Source organism: Vibrio aerogenes (assembly GCF_024346755.1).
Lineage (GTDB): Bacteria > Pseudomonadota > Gammaproteobacteria > Enterobacterales > Vibrionaceae > Vibrio > Vibrio aerogenes.
Genome location: NZ_AP024861.1, coordinates 2,572,502 through 2,591,062 on the forward strand (window position 1 = coordinate 2,572,502; position 18,561 = coordinate 2,591,062).

Here is an 18,561-nt window from a genome sequence, read left to right on the forward strand (position 1 = left end):
ATTCAACATCTCACCCATTAACCTTCTTTCTGATTAACTCCTTTTTGTGAAAGCAGTTTGGCACAGGTTTATCCGGGAGCGGAAACATAATGACAATAAACCATAATTATAATACAGGGACGCATACGCGTTATATCCACGTCCATTCGCATGATGGCAACGACGGACCGGATTCAATTCCTCAACTGAGTTTAACCGGTGGCTGGTTAAATCAATTCGGCTTTGAAATTGGACAACGTTTGAAAATGACACTTTGTGAAGGGAAAATGGTGCTTGAAGTCGAAACAAAAAAAGATGACAGCGCTTCACTTCTGTAAACACAAGTGACAATGAAATATCTCTGGTTGTAAAACATCCCCGTTTTTATTGACACCAGTCATAAAGAAGAGCCTCTGCTGAGGCTCTTGGTTTATGTCTCAGTGACTTGTGATTATTGATACACTTCAAACTCAGCGATTTTCGGCGTATCCGCAGCGGAAACGACTTCAAAATCTACTTTACCCAGTGAGACCGGTGAGAATGAGATCACACCCGGCGCTGAAGAACCGGAAGCCAGTGTATCCCCGGTGTCATGGTTGACGACTTTCCAGCTGGTAATAGTGCCTTCCGTGCCCGGTAATTCAACAATTTTCACGGTACTGATGGTCGTGTTCAGTTTCTTGACGCTGAGACGGCCGGTTGTTCCTTTCGGTGACCAGTACGTGCTGGTATCGCCGTCAATCGCCTTGCCGTAGCTGGTGTTGCTGTCAGCTTTTGAACTGCCGTCAGCCGATGCACTCAACGCCAGATTTGTTCCTGAAGTATCACCGGAGTTATCGTTGCCGCTGTTATCTGAACCGCTATCTGAGCCGCTACCTGTGTCGTCAGAACCATTGTCATCAGAACCATTGTCATCAGAACCACCACTGGTCGTCCCGCAGCTGCCATCAGAAACAGCCAGACCTTTATTTGCACCTGCCGTTGCCAGCACGATGGAAGGAATACAGCTGGCGTCATCTGCTGTATAGCTGTACGGAATGCTGATCGACGTGGTTGATGTCGGGTTTGGCCCGGCCGGGTGCGACTTGGAAGCGTCTGAAGACCAGGTAATATTATCCCAGATATTACCACTGACATCCCAGTAGCCCATATCATTGGTATAAAAAGTTCCCAAAGGATCTTTTGAGTCTTTCACGTAGTTGTTTTCAGCTTTGATTTTACCGCCGATACGTGGGTTCATGCCGGATGAAATCAAACCATTGTAATAGTTGTTGTACGAGTGTGCAGTTGCGTGACGCAGCAGCGGTGTACGGGAATTGATGTTCAGATAGTAGTTATGGTGGAATGTTACTGGTCCGTTTGCATCATCGGAATCACTGGAACCCACCAGACCACCCCGGCCTGAATTTTTCAGAATACTGTAAGACAACGTCACATATTTCGTGTTGTTTTTCATATCAAACAACGCATCATAACCGTCTTTTTCACCGCCACTGGCTTCCAGTGTGACGTGGTCAACCCAGATGTTGTGCACATCTTTTTCCATGCCAATCGCATCACCACCGTTGGAGGTTGGCGAACCGGATTTTTTCACATTACGCACATGAACGTTACGGATAATGATGTTTGAAGAACTGCGGATATGAATGCCCAGTTCATCAAATAATGCGCCGCCACCCACACCAATCAGTGTGACGTTGCTGACATCTTTCAGCTCGATTTTATCATCAGCGGTGTTACAGCTGTCGCCCGACACCTTGCTGGTATTGCCATGATTAATCGTTCCTTCCACCTGAATAATAATCGGTGTATCACTTGAGGCCCGGCTGCAAAGCGCCTCATGAATTTGTGTGCCTGTGGTCGCTTTCACCACCTGACCACCCTGACCGCCGGTTGTACCGCCGTTCTGTGTGTGGAAGCCGGAAGCCAGCGCAGGCGCTGAACAAAGTGCTAACAGCACCGCTGACGTTAATAAGCGCACTTTGTTACGCTTATTATTAGTAAGATTTATCATAATATAATTCCCTGACATCTTCTGCCCGAAAGATAAAACAACAGACAGAAAGACTTATTTAAATAATGAACATACCCATTCTTTATCTGAGTCAGATATTTATAAAACACCCTGCAATTTAACAATATCAGGATTCAACACAATAACTGACTGAAACAAATATAAATAAAAATATAAACAGCATTTCATTTAAGAGAAAACACCATATCGAATTCTCATTTACATTTTGGACAATAGTATCGATCAAATTCAAGTCAAGAATAAAAAACATGGGAAATATATCACAGTTCAATAACAAAAATGACGCAAAAGGACAAAACTATCAATTTAAATATATGAATTAATTAAGTTTTATTGAAATCCATCAAATTATTAAAACTTTACAAGATTTTACAATTTAAGAATAATCTGATGACGAACTCTCTCTTACGGTATGGTATTCCAGAATGGAGATTTAATTCATTAAATGCACAACCATAAATTTTATAATTATCTGACATTTATCGAATAAATTGCGGTTAAATTAAATCAATCTTTGATAAAAATGATGAGGCTATAATAATATCAGCCAGATAAGTGAAGGAAAAATATATCAATCCGTCAAGAATGACATGGGATATAATATACCCGACACCTTCTGTAATAACAGAATAAGCCGGAGGAGTTTTATATTGATTATATTTTCAGATTGATACCTGAAAGGTTTCAATCAATTACACAAGACGACATAAAAAAGGTGTCTGAATCACAGTTTGGCCATATTTGCAACTCAGCTCATAGATTCAGAAAATGACAATATTGATTCACAAATATCTATGGTAAACATAAAAAACCTGATTCATATACCATCCTAATCATTGGTGAAATGATTAATTGGTGAAATGCCTGGCAAAATAACCGGCATGTCATTCAGGTTTTTTTATTGTGTTCAGGTCACGGCGATCAGGTCGCTGTGAACAGGAAATGATACAAAACTTCTGATTAAAAAAATAAATAGTTGGTTAACTTATGAAAAAGACAAGAAATACCTTAGCTTTTGCCGTTGCCCTGTGCTGCGGTTCTCTGGCTTCCGCATCATCGATGGCAGCCTCATGCAGCGTTTCCTCCAATGTCTGGAGTAATGGATATACGCTGACTGTGACTGTTGACAGCGAAACCGCAGCTGTAGACAGCTGGCAGGCACAGTTAAAATTTGCGCAAACGCCGGATATCACCAACAGCTGGAATGCTGAGATTCAGTCATCCGGTAAAACTGTGACCGCATCGTCACTGGACTGGAACAGCCATATCGAAGCCGGTAACAACGTCACTTTTGGATTACAGGGCTCTTATGATGGCAGCTTTACCGCCCCTGACTGTGTGCTGGCCAGCAGCGGCAGCTCATCATCCGGTAATGACACCGGCAACACTGGCGGTGATTCATCAGACTCGTCTGCCACAGTCCTGTCTCAGGATGGTAACCCGGTGCACCAGCGTTATAAATCCCAGAGAACAGAATGGAGCCAGAGCAAAGCAGATATTGTGCTTTCCTATCAGTATGACAATGGCGGCTGGCCAAAGAATCAGAAGTATGACAGTAAAGGCAGTGGCGGCAGTGGTAAAGGCACCTTTGATAACGGTGCGACCACAACAGAAATGATTTATCTGGCTCAGGTTTACCGTGATGGTAAAAATACCAAATACCGTGACGCCGTCCGCAAAGGGATGGATTATACTCTGGAAGCTCAGTACAGCAGCGGTGGCTGGCCTCAGTTTTACCCACTCAAAGGCGGCTACCATGATCATGTGACGTATAACGATAATGCCATGAGCAGCGTCCTGACCATGCTTTATCATGCCAGCCGTAAAGATGCGCCTTTTGATACCGATATTTTCTCTGACAGTGACCGGGAAAAAATGAAAAAAGCCATCACGAAAGGCGTGGAATATATCCTCAAGTCGCAGTGGAAACAGAATGGTCAGCTGACCGTCTGGTGTGCTCAGCACGGCAAAGACGACTATCAACCGAAAAAAGCCCGTGCATACGAGCTGAAATCGCTCAGCGGCAGTGAATCGGTTGAAGTGCTTGGCTTTTTGATGACCCAGCCTCAGACCGATGAAGTGAAAAAAGCCGTCAAAGCAGGTCTGGCCTGGTTCAGCAGCCCAAATACTTATCTGGCCGATCATACGTATGATAAGTCTGTCGAAGAGAAAATTGTCTATAAAAAAGGCAGCCGGATGTGGTATCGCTTCTATGATCTGGACACCAACAAAGGCTTCTTCAGTGACCGGGATGGTAAAAAATATTATGACCTGATGGATATTTCTTCCGAGCGTCGCAACGGCTACAGCTGGGGCGGTAGCTATGGCGAGAAGATCATCTCTTATGCGAAAAAAGTCGGTTATTTATAATGGCATTCAGCGTCTGTTGAACTCGTTCAAATCCTTCAGGGGCACATCATGTGCCCCTTTTTTAGATGGATAAGCATTGTTTTACCGACATGGGCTTTTAACCCATATAAAAATGCTATACATGGCGTCCCGGAGTGGATGACGGATTGTCCAGCATATGTAAATCCTTACCCGGATCGATGACCGAGTTTTGTGGTTCAGAGTAGCCTTTTCTGAGCAGCAGCCGCTCCTCAATGATACCACCCGATTTCGTCAGTACATCACCCGTCCACGGCACGTTGAGCGGGGTATCGTGAACAAACATAGCTGAAGACTCTTCTTTATCACTGATCGCCCAGTGGCACATCGATAATCCAAGCCGGTCGACAATCTCATACCAGTCTTCGTTATTCTCCCCACATACTTCACCATCACCACTCGGCTCTGAATGGCCGTATTCAGAAATAAAGATCGGCACATCCTGCGCCCACGTTTCTAGTTTCGCTTTCAGATGATCGTGGCAGTTGGTTGGATCGGAGCATGAACCATAATAGTGGAAAACATACATCACATTAAATGCATTCTCCCCTTCCAGTGGCTGATCAACGGCTTCATCGACTTCCTGAGAATAATAGCCGGTCCCCACCAGAATCAGGGCATTTTCATCATTGTTCCGGATAACCGGAATAACTTCTTCGGCATAGGCTTTGATGGTGTCCCATGACTGATCAACCGGTTCATTAAAAATTTCGTAAATCACATTGGTATGGCCACTGTATTTCTCTGACACATCGCCGAAAAATGTTTTCGCTTCTTCAAGATATTCATTGGCATCATGGGAATGGAAATCAATCACCACATATTGTCCTTTAGCGGTGGCAGCCTGCACAATTTTATCTACCTGATTCATACACAACGCCGGATTATCATAGTATGAATTCTCATAATTCCAGGTTTCTGTATTATCGGCAGCTATCGCCGCACGAATAATCGGGGCTTCCAGCTCAGTCGCAACTTTGTCACAAACATCAATACCTGCAACACCTTCAGTATCCCAGTAGTCGGATAAATCGACCTGACTATAGCTATGATTGGACCAAAACAAGCTTAGGCCACAGAGTTGGATTTGCTCATCATGCTGGTTATAAATCATTCGTGGGTTCTCTTCGTGGCTGGCATCTCCCAAACGTAATGCACCATGATACGCATGCGGTGTTTCCCCGGTTGAGCCACCACTCAACGGCTCGCCATTGAAGTAAATTTCAACCGGCTCACCCTCAAATGAGGCTGCAATGATTTCACTGGGGTCCATACTGAGCGTCGAAAGCGTGAAACCAAAATCTCGTTCGGAAGTCGGAATACCGACCAGTTCATGAATAATCGTTTTATCATCATCTTCCAGATCGACATTCACCCAGCCACCTTCAATGGTTACGGAGGTTTCTGTTCTTAAACTGCCTTCAGTTACACTCGTATCAAAAGCGGTATATTCAATCAAAACCGAGTAATCTTCATCCGTGACATAATTTACTTTACCAACATAATTTGTTTTCTTCATACCTTGTCTCCAACAGACGTTCAGTTAAGCGGTTACAAGGGATCCCATGCACCAAAAAAACGGCAATGTGGAGAAACAGAACGGGATCCCAAGCGGTACATCGTCATCATCGACAACCACACCTTCAAAGAAAGCGCAGAATCCGGATATTGCCCAATCTGTTTGACATAAAACCCAATCTATTTGACATAAAAAAAGCACCTTTGTGAGACAAAAACCGAAAACCGGCATCATTATTGTGCTGATTGTCACTGCGAATGACGTACAGCGAAGCCCGGAAAAATTCCAGCAAACGGTGGACAACATTGATTCAAATCAATTTTCAGGCTCTAAATATCCCTGCAAATTTTTGGCTTTGTTCACAAATTGACCTCATCACAAGTGATGATTCTCGCATTTGATGCCCCTCTGTATCGCCACATGTCCCCCGGAAGAGATAAAATACATCCTGAATATTGTTTCATCGATGAATATATATTCAAAACAATCATCATCTGACGAGGATAATAAAAATGAACCCTACACATGGAATGACACTCAGAGAAAAATTTTCCTACGGATTAGGTGATACATCGGCCAATATTTTTATGGGCATGACCATGATGTTCCTGACCATCTATTATACCGATGTCTTCAAACTCAATCCCGCCACGATGGGAACCCTGTTCCTGATCACCCGTATTATTGATGCGGTTTCAGATCCGTTAATCGGCATGATTGCTGATAAAACCAAACATAAATACGGCCGTTACCGCCCCTGGCTGCTCTGGTTCGCGGTTCCGTATGGCTTGTCCTGCGCGGCCGTGTTTTTTACACCCGATCTGTCTGAATCCATGAAGACGGTCTATGCTTATGTCACTTATATCAGCCTGGTACTGACCTTCTCTTTTGTGGTTGTTCCCTATGTTTCATTGTTGGGGGCAATCTCCAATGACCATGATGAACGCATCGCGATCAATGCCATCCGTTTTTCTCTGGCAAAATGTGCTTATGTCATCTGTGCCTTGTTTGTTCCGACGCTTCTCGCACTGTTTGATAATAAAGTGGTGGGTTACCGGTTCATCATGTGTGGAATTGGTTTACTGTGTACCGTGCTTGTCCTGATCTGCTTTTTTAATACCGAAGAACGCTATACCCCGGCGCAGGAGGATATCCCCTTTCCGGATCAACTCCGCGCATTAATCAAAAATGATCAGGCATTGTGTATTTTCAGTGCGCAGGTTTTCAATATGATCATGAATACCCTGAAGTTCGGCGCGCTGGCCTATTATGTCAAATACGCTTTAGGCGGTTCTGACGGCAATGTTTCTTTTCTTCTGACCGCAGCATCCATCTGTGGCATTCTGGCACCGCAACTGACCAACTATCTTCTGAAAAACCGGATTATCGGACGATTGCGCTTATTGGTCTGGAGTCAGGTCATTGGTGGTGCCATCCTGCTGGCCGGACTCTCCGGCAAGGATTCATTTGCTTTCATTTGTGTCGTATTCCTGATCTCAACCGTCTGCGTTGAATTAATTGCAGCCATTGTCTGGGCCACCATTCCCGACTGTGCCGATTATGGGTATCAAAAGGATAAAGTACACATCAGCGGCATTATCGGCGGCGGATTGCTGTTCTCAACCAAACTCGGCATGGCCATCGGTGGTGCGCTGATGGGGTATGTGCTGGCTTTCTATCATTACGATCCGGCCACAGCCACCCACTCCACTCCGGAGCAGGTTTTTGGCTTTGAGCTTCTATTTATCTGGTTACCGGCCATATCCATGATGATATCCGGTGCCATCTTCCGTTTTTATCACCTGGACGAGCATTCAAGTGAACAATTCAAGTCAGAGCTAAGCGAGATACATCATGAAAAAACTGTTGGTTAAAAAACGTCAATTCATCACCGAAGATCAGGAGCCGTTCTTTTTTACTGCCTGCACCGCATGGGAGTTATTCCATAAGCTGACTTTTGCAGAAGCGAAGCGTTATCTTGATAACCGGGCGGCGAAAGGATTTAACGTGATTCAGGCAGTGGCTGTCGCCGAGCTTGACGGGCTGAATACACCCAGCTACGAAGGGCAGCACGTCCCTTTTCACTGCATTGAAACCCTTTCAGTCAATGAGGCTTATTTTGATCATGTGGTCAATGTAGTGAACTACGCCAACTCAAAAGGACTCTACGTGGCACTGGTGCCGATGTGGGGGTCCTATATTGTCCCGACAGCGCAATGGGGCAATGATGTGCAGCCGATCTTTCATCAGGATAATGTGGTGCCATTTATCTCATATCTTGCAGACAAAATGCAAAATTGTGATGTGATTTGGATGATCGGGGGCGACCGGAGCTATCTCAAAGCAGAGCACAGAAAAGTGATGCGGCTGATGGCAGACAGTATCCGGGCAGTCTGCGGGACTTCACAGCTGATTACGGCTCACACTCAGGGCGGCAGAAGCCTCTACGACATGCTTGAACAACCGGACTGGCTTGACTTTCTCACCTGGCAAACCGGCCATATGGGTGCGGCTTATCCGTCATGGTATCCGGTTGAACATGACTATAACCGGCATGACATGCCCATCATCAATGCCGAGCCCTGCTATGAAGCACACCCGATCATGAATGAGTATACGTTTACCCGCTCGGATGGCGCATCACGGCATACCGATGCACAAATACGGCGGGCATCCTACTGGAGTGTGTTTGCCGGCAGTGCCGGGATCACCTATGGCTGTTATTCCCTGTGGCAGATGCGCCGTGAAGAAGATGATGCGATTGAGGTGCCGGAAAGTGCCGCCGTCGCTTACCGGGGAGATACCATTCCATACTGGCATCAGGTACTCGATTATCCCGGTGCTTTTCAGATCGGTATCCTGCGGCGTTTTATCGACGGGTTGTATCAGCCAGAAAAACGGGTGCCGGCCAATGAACTGCTGCTCAGTGATAACCCGGCGGGTGAATCTCATGTCAGGGTGATGAAGCATGAAGCGGGAGAATGGGTAGCAGCCTATATTCCTGAAAACCAGAAAATCATCCTTGATGTCTCAGAATTTGGTGTGAACGGGTTTGAAATTTACTGGTTTAATCCGATTTACGGCATTACCAATAAAATGAGTGACGATATTACTGAAAGCCTGATCCTCAATATCACGACACCACTGAACCAGCATGACTGGGTGTTACTGCTTCAGGCCAAACCCTGAAATCACTTTTTTTAAAATAGAATGCTATGAAATAGAGCGCTCTAAAATAGAATATTGTGAAAAAGAACGCTCTTAAAGAGAAGGTGCAAAAAAGCAGGTTCTGAATCTACCCGAATACCTGAAGATCAATCATTCAGGTATTCGGGTTTATATCACATGGTCAAAGCTGCACAGTAAAAGCGATAGGTTAAAAACTACACCGTAAAAGCTACACCGTAAAATAAGCAACTACACGGTAAAATAAGCAAGCAGCTTTCTTTGCTCATCGGCTTCGGATTCCAGATCATGACTAATCTTGGTGCCATCCTGAATCGCGGTGACATTCTGATTAATCATGTCTACAGACATCGCAATATTTCTCGAAATTTCATCCGTGACACTGGTTTGTTCATCGGAAGCCGCAGCAACCTGAGTATTAAAATCAGAGATTTGGCTCATGCCGGACTTAATTTTTTCAAAGGCATCCATCACCTGCTCTGAAGTCTGCTCCGATTCCTGCACCAGCTCTAAATTCGCATTCATGAACTGATCCGCCTGTTCCGCCTGGGTTTGCAGCTTCAGGATAATTTCCTGAATATCGACCGTTGAATCCTTGGTTTTGGTGGCCAGATTACGGACTTCATCTGCAACAACAGCGAATCCGCGTCCCTGCTCTCCGGCACGGGCGGCTTCAATCGCCGCATTCAGTGCCAGCAGATTGGTCTGCTCTGAGATCCCATGGATCACTTCAATCACAGTACCAATATCTGTCGAGTAATTTTTCAGCTGATTCACAATATCAGCCGATTCAGTCACGGACTCAGTGATCCGCTCTGAAATCGTTTTTGCCTGAATCAGGGCCAGATTTCCCTCGTCCACATAAGCTGTCGCCTGACCGGCAAAGTCTTTTGCCTGCGATGCATTCTGGCTGATTTCCTGCGCCGCACTTGCCATTTCGGTACTGGCTGTCGCGATCATTTCCGCCTGACTGAGGATATGTTCCGCATTATCACGGGACTGTGTCATGTTCGCAGCCGGAGATTCGGAGTTGTGACTGACCAGATTGGCGACCTGAGTCAGTTTTGTCGTCATGGTATTAAACTGATCCGAAGAACGGTTCAGGCTATCAGCCAGCACACCAAGTTCATTGCTGCCCATCTCATCAACCTGCGTGGTTAAATCACCATCGGCCATCCGGGTAATGGCTTCTTTCAGCTGATAGATGGTCCGGGTCATATAACGTGAAATCATCAGTGCAATCACCGCCATGACCAGCGCCGCAATCACCAGTGTCAGAATCAGCATTTTAATCGCCCGGCTGTGGATAACGTCAGCATATTCGCTGGCTTTTTCCGCCGATGCCTTTTCCAGCTCAGACAAATGAGTTAACAGGCCGGAATAATGCACGTAAGCCTGCAGAGAATCCCCGATAAAACGTTGTTTGGCTTGATCATGTTGCCCTGATGAAGACAGCTTTAACAGTTCGTCCTGCACCACCAGATAATCCTGATAACGATGCTCAAATTCTGTCATCAGTTTTTCTTCTTCCTCGTCTGTACTGAATTGTTTGTATTCCTCCAGTGTGTCTGTGATTTGCTGCTTCTTCTGTGCAAGCAGCTCATCAGCCTTCCTGACTTCTTTGGGATCAGTCAGTATCATATGAACAGCTTCCAGATTTCTCAGATCTGCCGCCAGGCTTTTTAAACGCTCAACATTCTGAACGGCCGGCAACCAGTTGTCAGAAATGACCGTTGACTGCTGATTGATGGTACTCATCTGGGAGAGGGAAATGAGGGTAATGATAATGAAAACCACAACAGGTACAGAGAACCCGGCGGTGAGTAAGTGGCTGATTTTTATATTCTTCATGCGTAAATCCATCCTTCCAATGTGTCATATTCCACGGCTGGCGGGGAACATAAACAGGCTTCATCCTGAATTATTGTGTGCAGCAGTGCTGCGTATTGTAGACCGAAGCCCTTTCCATTTAAAACAGTGTTGCGCTCTATGTGACAGAATTTATTAATATTTATTAGAATTTATGATTATCAACTGACGGATTTATCAAATCGCGGGTTATTTTAACCTTATATGCGTCCTTTTTCGAACCATGATAAAGTAAAATTATTGTTTGTTGGAACCCTTCTCTCATTTATAACCATTTTCTGCTTTCCGGGTACCTGCTAAAAAACATACAAATTTCATACCGGCAGACTGAATAAAAAACATGACATTTTTATGATGGAAATACTGCAAACAACGGTCCGGTAAGAGGACCGGATAAAGCTTTGCAGCGGGTCAAAAACCGTTTGCCGGCGCATCATCCCATGCATCATCCTATGCAACTTCCATGGCAGACTCATATGTGAGACACTTATTCGAATCTGGTGTATTGACATCGGATAAAATGCATATATACAAATTAATACCACACGCAAGAATCATAATAAAAGCACGCACTTTGCTCCAATATGCGTGCTTTTGTTTTCTTTCGTCTGGTCTGCTGTTAATGAGTATTAAATTGAGTAACTCCATGGATACAAATCAAGAGATAACGCCGCTTTTGCTGACGTACAGAGAACAAATTGATCAGTTTAAAGATCGGTTAAAAGCAGTGATGGGAAATGAATCCGTGCGCTCTTTTTCAAAGCGGTGCGGTATTTCAGAAAGCGTGATCAGAAAATATTTAAAAGGCTCTTACCCGGTCATGGACAAACTGCCCAAAATTGCGGTCGCCACCGGCATGAGCATGGGCTGGTTAATCTCCGGTTGCGAATCCGACTGTATTGCCGAAACATCCGGCGCAGGTCAGTTGTTGCCGCAGCGACTCAGGGCCCTGATGGGAAACCGGGATTTAAAAACGACAGCATCAGACTGGGATATCAGTGTCTCCACACTGCAAGCCTGTCTCGATGGTGCCGTTCCCAGCTTATATATCGCCAGCCGGATTGCCGCCGCAGAGCGAATTTCTCTGCAGTGGCTGGCGACAGATAATGACGACACAAATCCCCTGTCTGCCGCTGTCACGACTGAGCAGACAGCTCAGGCCGTCAATACCACCGTGCTGTCCCGCGCCATCACGAAAGTGGATTGTCTGTGTCAACAGCACCATTTCACGCTGGAACAGGAGAAAAAAGCTCAGGTCATCGCTCTGGTATACCAAATGCTGCTGAACCCGGAAAAAATTGATGAATCGGTCTATTTTGAAATCATAAAACTGGCATCCTGACAAAAATCAGCGCCACACAACGGGAACCGGCTTGTCCTGCCACCCGGTGCACATCTTTTTCTCTTCCGGGCGACGCTGTATCGCACCTCTTTAATGTACACTGTTCTGTAAACGAATACATTGTTCCTCACCATCAACAAATCAACTGATGGTGCTCATCAAAGAAAGGAAAGGGTCCTTCACTGGCGTGAATATAGCTGAGATGACTGACGACAGAGTCAGGTGTCAGCGTCAGCAACTGAATGGCTTCAGGCTCCAGAGAAAAAGAAGAAGGGGCCCGCGGGTCCAAATCCAGTGTCACAGCATGGCTGTGGGACGGCCCGACCCAGACTGGTATATCATGCCAGAGCGCAAACACCGGCCGGTGTAAATGGCCGGTGACAATCCCTTTAACATGCTTATATCCCAATAATACCTCATGCAGCTGGTCATCATTTTGTAGTTTTTGAATATCCATATGATGTAACCCAACAGCCAGCGGCGGATGGTGCATAAACAGCAGTACAGGCCGGTCCGTGTTGCTTTTCAGCACATCATCCAGCCAGCGCAATGTCTCTTCTGTCAGATATCCATGTGGCTCGCCAATCACGGAGGTATCCAGACCAATCAATACATACGCACCACATTCGCGAATGAAATGGCAATAGTGCGGGTGATCAAATGTCGTCAGCGTTGCCAGCGATTCCCGCAGACATCCCCGGTGATCATGATTGCCCGGTATCACCTGAACCGGTGGCAGTAGCCGATTCAGTTCCGGCAAAACGACCGCATACTCTTCCGGCGTGCCGTAATCTCCCAGATCGCCGGTGATGACGACCAGATCGGGGCGAGGTATTAATCCGTTAATATGGTTGACTGCCGCACGCAGGCAGGCCAGTGTATCCACCTGACGATAAGCGGGTTGCCCGCCCTCCCGGATATGTAAATCAGTCAGTTGTGCGATTAACATTGCATTTTCCACAAGGCAGTTACTCCTTTTCAGCGTTGAGCCAGATGAGCCGGGATGCATCGGGGATAATAAAAACAGTCTGTCCGGGACCATAAATCCGGCGGGAAAAACAATCGATACAAATGTGCGGGTGACCACCGCCGATATCGACAATCACCCGGGTCCGGTCGCCGAGAAAAACATCCGAGACCACTGTTGCCGGAATCGCTGTATTATCCGCAGTTTCAGTCGCCAGCCGGATATCCTCCGGACGAATCATCAACGTCACCTCCCCCGCCTGTGGCCAGGCATCAGGTAAACGACATTCAGGGAGTTCCCACACACTGCCCCCCGGCAGACGCAGCACCGGCGGATGGGATGAACCGGCTTTGATATGCACATGAAGATAATTCATCCGTCCGATAAAATCGGCCACAAACCGGCTTTCCGGGTTCAGATAAATCGCTTCAGCCGTGCCGGTTTGTGCGATCTGGCCCTGTTCAAGCACCACGATCCGGTCCCCCATTTCCATCGCTTCTTCCTGATCATGCGTCACATAAACCGCCGTAATCCCCAGACTTTTCAGCAAGAGATGGATTTCTCCCCGCAACCTTTTTTTCAGTTGAGCATCCAGTGCAGACAGTGGCTCATCCAGCAGCAATACCTGAGGCCGGGTAATAATCGCCCGTGCAAGCGCAACCCGCTGACGCTGTCCGCCGGACAACTGATCCACAGGCCGGTGCGCGCAGGCCTGCAAATCAAACATCGTCAGCATTTCATCCACTTTCTGCTTTCGCTGTGCAGGTTTTTCGCCTCTGACCCGCAGCCCGTAGCCGATGTTTTCAGCCACATTCATGTTCGGAAACAGCGCATAAGACTGAAACACCATGCCGACATTGCGTTTTTCGATGGGTAACGCCGTCACATCCTGCGAACCGAAACTGATGTGACCGCCCGGATCGGCAAACTCCAGCCCGGCAATCAGGCGCAGTGTTGTGGTTTTTCCGCAACCGGAAGGACCAAGCAACACCAGAATTTCTCCGGCGTGAATCTCTAAATCCAGCGGTTTCAGCGCCAGAGTGCCATCGGCAAAGGTTTTCTGAATCTGTTTCAGGTGAATTGATACACTTGAATCTGATAATTTCATCTCTTTTCCACTTCACAATCATCGGTCAGACACGGGTTATACCGGTCTGCGGTTCAGCCACTGTGCCATGATCAACAGCGGTAAAATCAGGCACAGAAAAATCAGCGTATAAGCAGAGCTGATCTCCAGCCGCATGGATGCATAAGCATCGGCCAGCCCAACCGGTAAGGTTTTGGTCAGCGGCGTGTGCAGCATCCAGGTCAGATTGAATTCCCCGACCGACAACGTCAGAGTCATCAGCATCCCGTTCATGATGCCGGTTTTGCAGTTCGGCACAATGACATCCATAAAACGTTGCCGGAACGAAGCACCCAGACTGGCAGCACCTTCCTCCAGTACCCGGAAGTTGATGCTGTTGAGCACAGCCAGTACCGCTTTGACCATAAATGGCAGGGTAAAAATGACATGCCCGGTCAGAATAAACAGCCAGCTTGACCGGAAAGCGGTCAGGTCACCATAAACAGACAGCAGCCCCAGCGCAATCGCCATACCGGGAATCGCCACGGGCAGTGTCAGGCATTCTTCAAACCCTACGGCAAAGCGCGATGGATACCGGGCCAGATAATACGCACACGGCACACCGGCCAGCACATTGATCACCGTGGTCGTCAGTGCAATTTGTAAAGTCAGCCACACCGTATCTGCGTACATATCCCAGACTTCCGCGACCCAACGCAGCGTGAAACCACTGCGGATACCGGTAAAATAATTCACCGTCAAACCAGCGGTGACTGACATCAGCACCGGCACAATTAAAAAAGCACACACCAGCAATGTAAAAGCGAGCTGAAGATAAAAGAAACCATCTCTTTTCACTGGCTTATCCTCCCATATTCACTGAACCTGCCCCTTTCATCCGTGCCATCACCAGACACAGCCAGGTGATCCCACCAAGCACAAGGCTCAGGGTTGCGGCCATCGCAAAATTAGCATTCAGGGTAAATTCGGTATAAATCGTCATGGGTAACACGTCGATTTGTGTAGCCAGCGTGAAGGCCGTACCAAATGCGCCCATGGACGTCGCAAAGCAGACCGACCCCGAAGAGATCAGGCCCGGCATCAATGCCGGTAGCGTAATATCGCGTAAAATCTGCCAGCGACTGGCTCCGAGAGAGCGCCCGGCTTCCGGTAAACCGGGATCAAGTTTCTCAGCCGCTCCCATCACCGTCAGGACGACTCTGGGAATCGAAAAGTACAGATAACCCAAAAACAGCCCGGCTATCGAGTAAGCAAACACCCAGCGCTCTCCGCTCAGCGCTAAACTCAGCTGAGCCACCAGCCCTTGTCTGCCACCGAGCATAATGATGAAAAAGCCAATCACCACACCGGGAAAAGCCAGCGGAAAACTCAGCATCGCAATCAGCAGGGTTTTCCCCCGAAACGCCTTCCCCTGAGACGGTTTACCCTGAGACAGTTGGCCCTGAGACGATTTCCCTTGAGACGATTGCCCCTCAAGCCGGGAATCCGTGAGAAAGAGTCCGGTCACCGTGGCAATCACCAGACTGATCACAGTCACCGTCACCGATAAAACCACGGTAGAGAGCAGGCTCCGGTAATAGACAGGGTCGGTGATAATCGCCAGATATCCGGCTCCGCCCCCGGAAGCTGACAACCAAACCAGCCGGGTCAGCGGTAACAGAAAAAACGCCAGACAGATGATACCGGCAGGCAAAATCAACAGCCGGTGATTGAATCGAACATTCATAGCAACTTCATCCGGAAAATAATGAGACGAAAGCACAGGATAAATCCGGCGGTATCCGCCGCCGGAGCTTACGGCCTGTAAAGATCAATTCACATGCTGACGATAATTTTGTGTAAACGCTTGCTGCACCCCGGCCATTTTTCCGAAGTCAACGGTTCCTGCCCGTTGATATTCAGAAGCAGGCAGGAACTTCGCCTTCGCCTGCGGGCTCATTGCAGACGCAATCACAGGCCTTAAATAAGCGTCCGCCCACAAGCGCTGTCCTTTGTCAGATAAGACAAAATCGAGAATTTTATGCCCATTACGCGGATGCGGTGCACCTTTGACACTACTCATCACATAAGGCACCACAATCGTCCCTTCCTGCGGAATCACAAACCGGACATTGGCTTTATCTTTGTACTTTGCCCGGTAAGCATTGAAGTCATAATCGAGCAGAATCGGGATTTCTCCGGAAATCACTCTGGCATAAGAGGTTTGTTTGGGGACGACCGGTTTGTTTTTCGCCAGCTGCTGAAAATAATGGATTGCCGGTGAGAAATCGTCCAGATTTCCGCCCATCGCCTGATTCACTGCAACGGCACTGGCATAACCGACAAATGCACTGGTCGGATCAAGATAGCCAACCATGCCCCGGTATTCAGGCTTGAGTAAGTCCTGCCATGACTGCGGCACCGGTTTACCATCGAGTGCATCCACATTGACGAAAAAACCAATCGTGCCGGAATGAATCGCGAACCAGTATCCCTGCGGGTCTTTCAGTCCGGCCGGAATTTTATCCCAGTTCTTCGGCTTATAAGCTTCCGTCACACCTTGTTTCTTCGCATTGATACCAAACGACACCCCATAATAGACAACATCCGCCACCGGGTTATTTTTCTCGGCCACCAGTTGCGACAGAGACTGACCCGAGTTTTTATTATCCATCGGCACACGAATGCCCAACTCATGTTTGATCTGTTTCAGTTGCCCGCCCCAGTTCGCCCATTCCGGCGGACAGTTATAACAAATTGCATCTGCAGCCTGCGCCACAGAAACCATCATTCCGGCACTGATAACTGCCAGTTTTGCCCAGTGTTTTAACTTCATTCTCAACATAACTTTCTACCTGTATCAGGAACAATATAAAGGTGATTGACGTTTCATGACTGAACCACGCAGGCTCATTTCATAATCCAGTTGTCGTTGCAGGGTTAACCCGGTCTGATGCCGGGAGTTAAACAATAAATCCACCGCACAATTTCCCATTGTCCGGTGCGGCACCCGGACGGTTGCTAAGGGCGGAGAAACCAGCTGCCCGAAAGACATGCCATCAAATCCAACCACAGATACCGCTTCAGGCACCCGGATGCCGCGGCGGGAAAAGTAATGCATCAGCTTCATCGCCAGCAAATCGTTGCTGCAAAACCATGCGGTGACCTGACGGTGCATGGTCAGCAGACAACTGTGATCAAAAGGCGCATCGTCACACGGGTCGACTTCGATCAGTGCTTCAGACAGCGCTGAATCATCCGCATCAATCCGGCTCAGAAATCCCGCATACCGCTGTCTGGCCCGGTCTGAAACCTGAAACTGCCCGGCCACCATGCCCAGCCGGGTGTGGCCTGATGCAATCAGTTGCGAGGCCACATCATGACCGGCCTGATAGTTATCGACAAAGACAGATGGCTCATTTCCCTCTGAGCGGTTATGGACCAGACAAAAAGGAAAACGGAATTCCCGGAGCAGCGACAGCGCTTCGTTGTTTTCCACGCTGGCCACCGTCAAAATGACGCCTGCGACCCGCTGACGAATCAGGTCGACCACGGCCTGACGCTCGCGTTCCCGTTCATAACCGGTATCGGCAATCATGACCGAGAAGCCAAAATGTCTGGCCCGTGCCTGAATGCCGGAGACAATCTCCGAAAAAACCGGATTCAGCAGGCTCGGAATGACCACCCCAATTGTCGGATTGTGGTTCACTTCAATGCGTCCTGATTTCCGGCCGGGGTCATAGTCGGTGGTTTGAATCACTTTTTCGATCCGTTCACGGGCAACGGCACTGACCCTGCCGGTCTGATTCAGTAACCGGGAGACGGTGGCCGGAGAGACACCGGCAAGGGCTGCAACATCCCGAATATTCATGGCTGACCTCTCTATCCGCTTTCCCGGCAGTCCGGTGATGAAAAACTGAACCCAGCATAGGCAGATGAAATGAAGGTTTTGTGACAGGTTTTTGGAACGTTACTGAGAATTGAGCGCAATTTATCTCAAGATAACCACAAGATACCGGAAGATAGCACGATGAAACATTTTTGTTTCATGCAGATACACACTAAAGCTGATGTTTTTTTAAACAAAAAATCGTGATAAATATCACATAAAATAGTTAGGTCGTGAAAGAAAGAGGGATTATCACCGATGGGCAAAGGATGGACATATGGACAAAGGACAGAAGAGAAGCGGGCGTGATTTTAAGAGATC

14 protein-coding genes are annotated in these 18,561 nt (G+C 47.5%); 5 read left to right on the top strand and 9 right to left on the bottom strand.

The window, feature by feature from the left end:
• Window positions 1–89: 89 nt before the first annotated feature.
• Window positions 90–317: a SymE family type I addiction module toxin gene (locus OCV29_RS11445; protein WP_073604577.1), complete on the top strand. Its 228-nt coding sequence runs from the start codon at window positions 90–92 to the stop codon at window positions 315–317.
• A 113-nt stretch (window positions 318–430) separates the two neighbouring features.
• Here OCV29_RS11445 and OCV29_RS11450 read toward each other — a convergent pair whose 3' ends face one another.
• A complete protein-coding gene (locus OCV29_RS11450) occupies window positions 431–1,993 on the bottom strand; it encodes a pectate lyase family protein (RefSeq protein WP_073604578.1) in 1,563 nt (520 codons plus the stop codon).
• Window positions 1,994–3,001: 1,008 nt separating this feature from the next.
• Between OCV29_RS11450 and pelA the strand changes: the two genes are divergently transcribed.
• Window positions 3,002–4,384, top strand: a complete 1,383-nt coding sequence (gene pelA / locus OCV29_RS11455; RefSeq protein WP_073604579.1) for a pectate lyase — start codon at window positions 3,002–3,004, stop codon at window positions 4,382–4,384.
• 115 nt (window positions 4,385–4,499) lie between these two features.
• Here the strand turns inward: pelA and OCV29_RS11460 are convergent, their stop codons facing one another.
• Window positions 4,500–5,921 carry a glycoside hydrolase family 5 protein gene (locus tag OCV29_RS11460; protein ID WP_073604580.1) on the bottom strand — a complete coding sequence of 474 codons (1,422 nt, stop codon included), beginning with the start codon at window positions 5,919–5,921 and terminating at the stop codon, window positions 4,500–4,502.
• 512 nt (window positions 5,922–6,433) lie between these two features.
• Here OCV29_RS11460 and OCV29_RS11465 point away from each other — a divergent pair.
• On the top strand, window positions 6,434–7,795 hold the full coding sequence (locus tag OCV29_RS11465; RefSeq protein ID WP_217653310.1) for an MFS transporter: 1,362 nt from the start codon (window positions 6,434–6,436) through the stop codon (window positions 7,793–7,795).
• Complete coding sequence (locus OCV29_RS11470) at window positions 7,776–9,110, top strand: apiosidase-like domain-containing protein (RefSeq protein WP_073604582.1); 1,335 nt, start codon at window positions 7,776–7,778, stop codon at window positions 9,108–9,110. Before OCV29_RS11465 ends, OCV29_RS11470 begins: the two co-directional genes overlap by 20 nt.
• Window positions 9,111–9,338: 228 nt before the next feature.
• On the opposite strand, the gene OCV29_RS11475 is transcribed toward OCV29_RS11470, so the two are convergent.
• Window positions 9,339–10,958: a methyl-accepting chemotaxis protein gene (locus tag OCV29_RS11475; protein WP_073604583.1), complete on the bottom strand. Its 1,620-nt coding sequence runs from the start codon at window positions 10,956–10,958 to the stop codon at window positions 9,339–9,341.
• Between the two features lie 664 nt (window positions 10,959–11,622).
• On the opposite strand from OCV29_RS11475, the gene OCV29_RS11480 reads away from it, so the two are divergent.
• Complete coding sequence (locus OCV29_RS11480) at window positions 11,623–12,318, top strand: helix-turn-helix domain-containing protein (protein ID WP_073604584.1); 696 nt, start codon at window positions 11,623–11,625, stop codon at window positions 12,316–12,318.
• Between the two features lie 133 nt (window positions 12,319–12,451).
• Here the strand turns inward: OCV29_RS11480 and OCV29_RS11485 are convergent, their stop codons facing one another.
• From OCV29_RS11485 to OCV29_RS11510, 6 genes are all read right to left on the bottom strand, one after another.
• Window positions 12,452–13,267, bottom strand: a complete 816-nt coding sequence (locus OCV29_RS11485; protein ID WP_073604621.1) for a phosphodiesterase — start codon at window positions 13,265–13,267, stop codon at window positions 12,452–12,454.
• 19 nt (window positions 13,268–13,286) lie between these two features.
• Window positions 13,287–14,393: an ABC transporter ATP-binding protein gene (locus tag OCV29_RS11490; protein ID WP_073604585.1), complete on the bottom strand. Its 1,107-nt coding sequence runs from the start codon at window positions 14,391–14,393 to the stop codon at window positions 13,287–13,289.
• Window positions 14,394–14,429: 36 nt separating this feature from the next.
• Window positions 14,430–15,209: an ABC transporter permease gene (locus OCV29_RS11495; protein WP_073604586.1), complete on the bottom strand. Its 780-nt coding sequence runs from the start codon at window positions 15,207–15,209 to the stop codon at window positions 14,430–14,432.
• A gap of 4 nt (window positions 15,210–15,213) precedes the next feature.
• Window positions 15,214–16,098 carry an ABC transporter permease gene (locus OCV29_RS11500; RefSeq protein ID WP_073604622.1) on the bottom strand — a complete coding sequence of 295 codons (885 nt, stop codon included), beginning with the start codon at window positions 16,096–16,098 and terminating at the stop codon, window positions 15,214–15,216.
• An 84-nt stretch (window positions 16,099–16,182) separates the two neighbouring features.
• Window positions 16,183–17,187 (bottom strand): ABC transporter substrate-binding protein, encoded by a 1,005-nt coding sequence (locus OCV29_RS11505; protein ID WP_073604623.1) that lies wholly within the window; start codon window positions 17,185–17,187, stop codon window positions 16,183–16,185.
• A 24-nt stretch (window positions 17,188–17,211) separates the two neighbouring features.
• Window positions 17,212–18,222, bottom strand: coding sequence for a substrate-binding domain-containing protein (locus OCV29_RS11510; protein WP_073604587.1), 1,011 nt, complete (start codon window positions 18,220–18,222; stop codon window positions 17,212–17,214).
• Window positions 18,223–18,561 lie beyond the last annotated feature (339 nt).

What these genes read in the sequence shown, in the direction of transcription:
- OCV29_RS11445 (WP_073604577.1), top strand. Translation starts at nt 90, where the DNA reads ATGACAATAAACCATAATTATAATACAGGGACGCATACGCGTTATATC.
- OCV29_RS11450 (WP_073604578.1), bottom strand. Translation starts at nt 1,993, where the DNA reads ATGATAAATCTTACTAATAATAAGCGTAACAAAGTGCGCTTATTAACG.
- pelA (WP_073604579.1), top strand. Translation starts at nt 3,002, where the DNA reads ATGAAAAAGACAAGAAATACCTTAGCTTTTGCCGTTGCCCTGTGCTGC.
- OCV29_RS11460 (WP_073604580.1), bottom strand. Translation starts at nt 5,921, where the DNA reads ATGAAGAAAACAAATTATGTTGGTAAAGTAAATTATGTCACGGATGAA.
- OCV29_RS11465 (WP_217653310.1), top strand. Translation starts at nt 6,434, where the DNA reads ATGAACCCTACACATGGAATGACACTCAGAGAAAAATTTTCCTACGGA.
- OCV29_RS11470 (WP_073604582.1), top strand. Translation starts at nt 7,776, where the DNA reads ATGAAAAAACTGTTGGTTAAAAAACGTCAATTCATCACCGAAGATCAG.
- OCV29_RS11475 (WP_073604583.1), bottom strand. Translation starts at nt 10,958, where the DNA reads ATGAAGAATATAAAAATCAGCCACTTACTCACCGCCGGGTTCTCTGTA.
- OCV29_RS11480 (WP_073604584.1), top strand. Translation starts at nt 11,623, where the DNA reads ATGGATACAAATCAAGAGATAACGCCGCTTTTGCTGACGTACAGAGAA.
- OCV29_RS11485 (WP_073604621.1), bottom strand. Translation starts at nt 13,267, where the DNA reads ATGTTAATCGCACAACTGACTGATTTACATATCCGGGAGGGCGGGCAA.
- OCV29_RS11490 (WP_073604585.1), bottom strand. Translation starts at nt 14,393, where the DNA reads ATGAAATTATCAGATTCAAGTGTATCAATTCACCTGAAACAGATTCAG.
- OCV29_RS11500 (WP_073604622.1), bottom strand. Translation starts at nt 16,098, where the DNA reads ATGAATGTTCGATTCAATCACCGGCTGTTGATTTTGCCTGCCGGTATC.
- OCV29_RS11505 (WP_073604623.1), bottom strand. Translation starts at nt 17,187, where the DNA reads ATGAAGTTAAAACACTGGGCAAAACTGGCAGTTATCAGTGCCGGAATG.
- OCV29_RS11510 (WP_073604587.1), bottom strand. Translation starts at nt 18,222, where the DNA reads ATGAATATTCGGGATGTTGCAGCCCTTGCCGGTGTCTCTCCGGCCACC.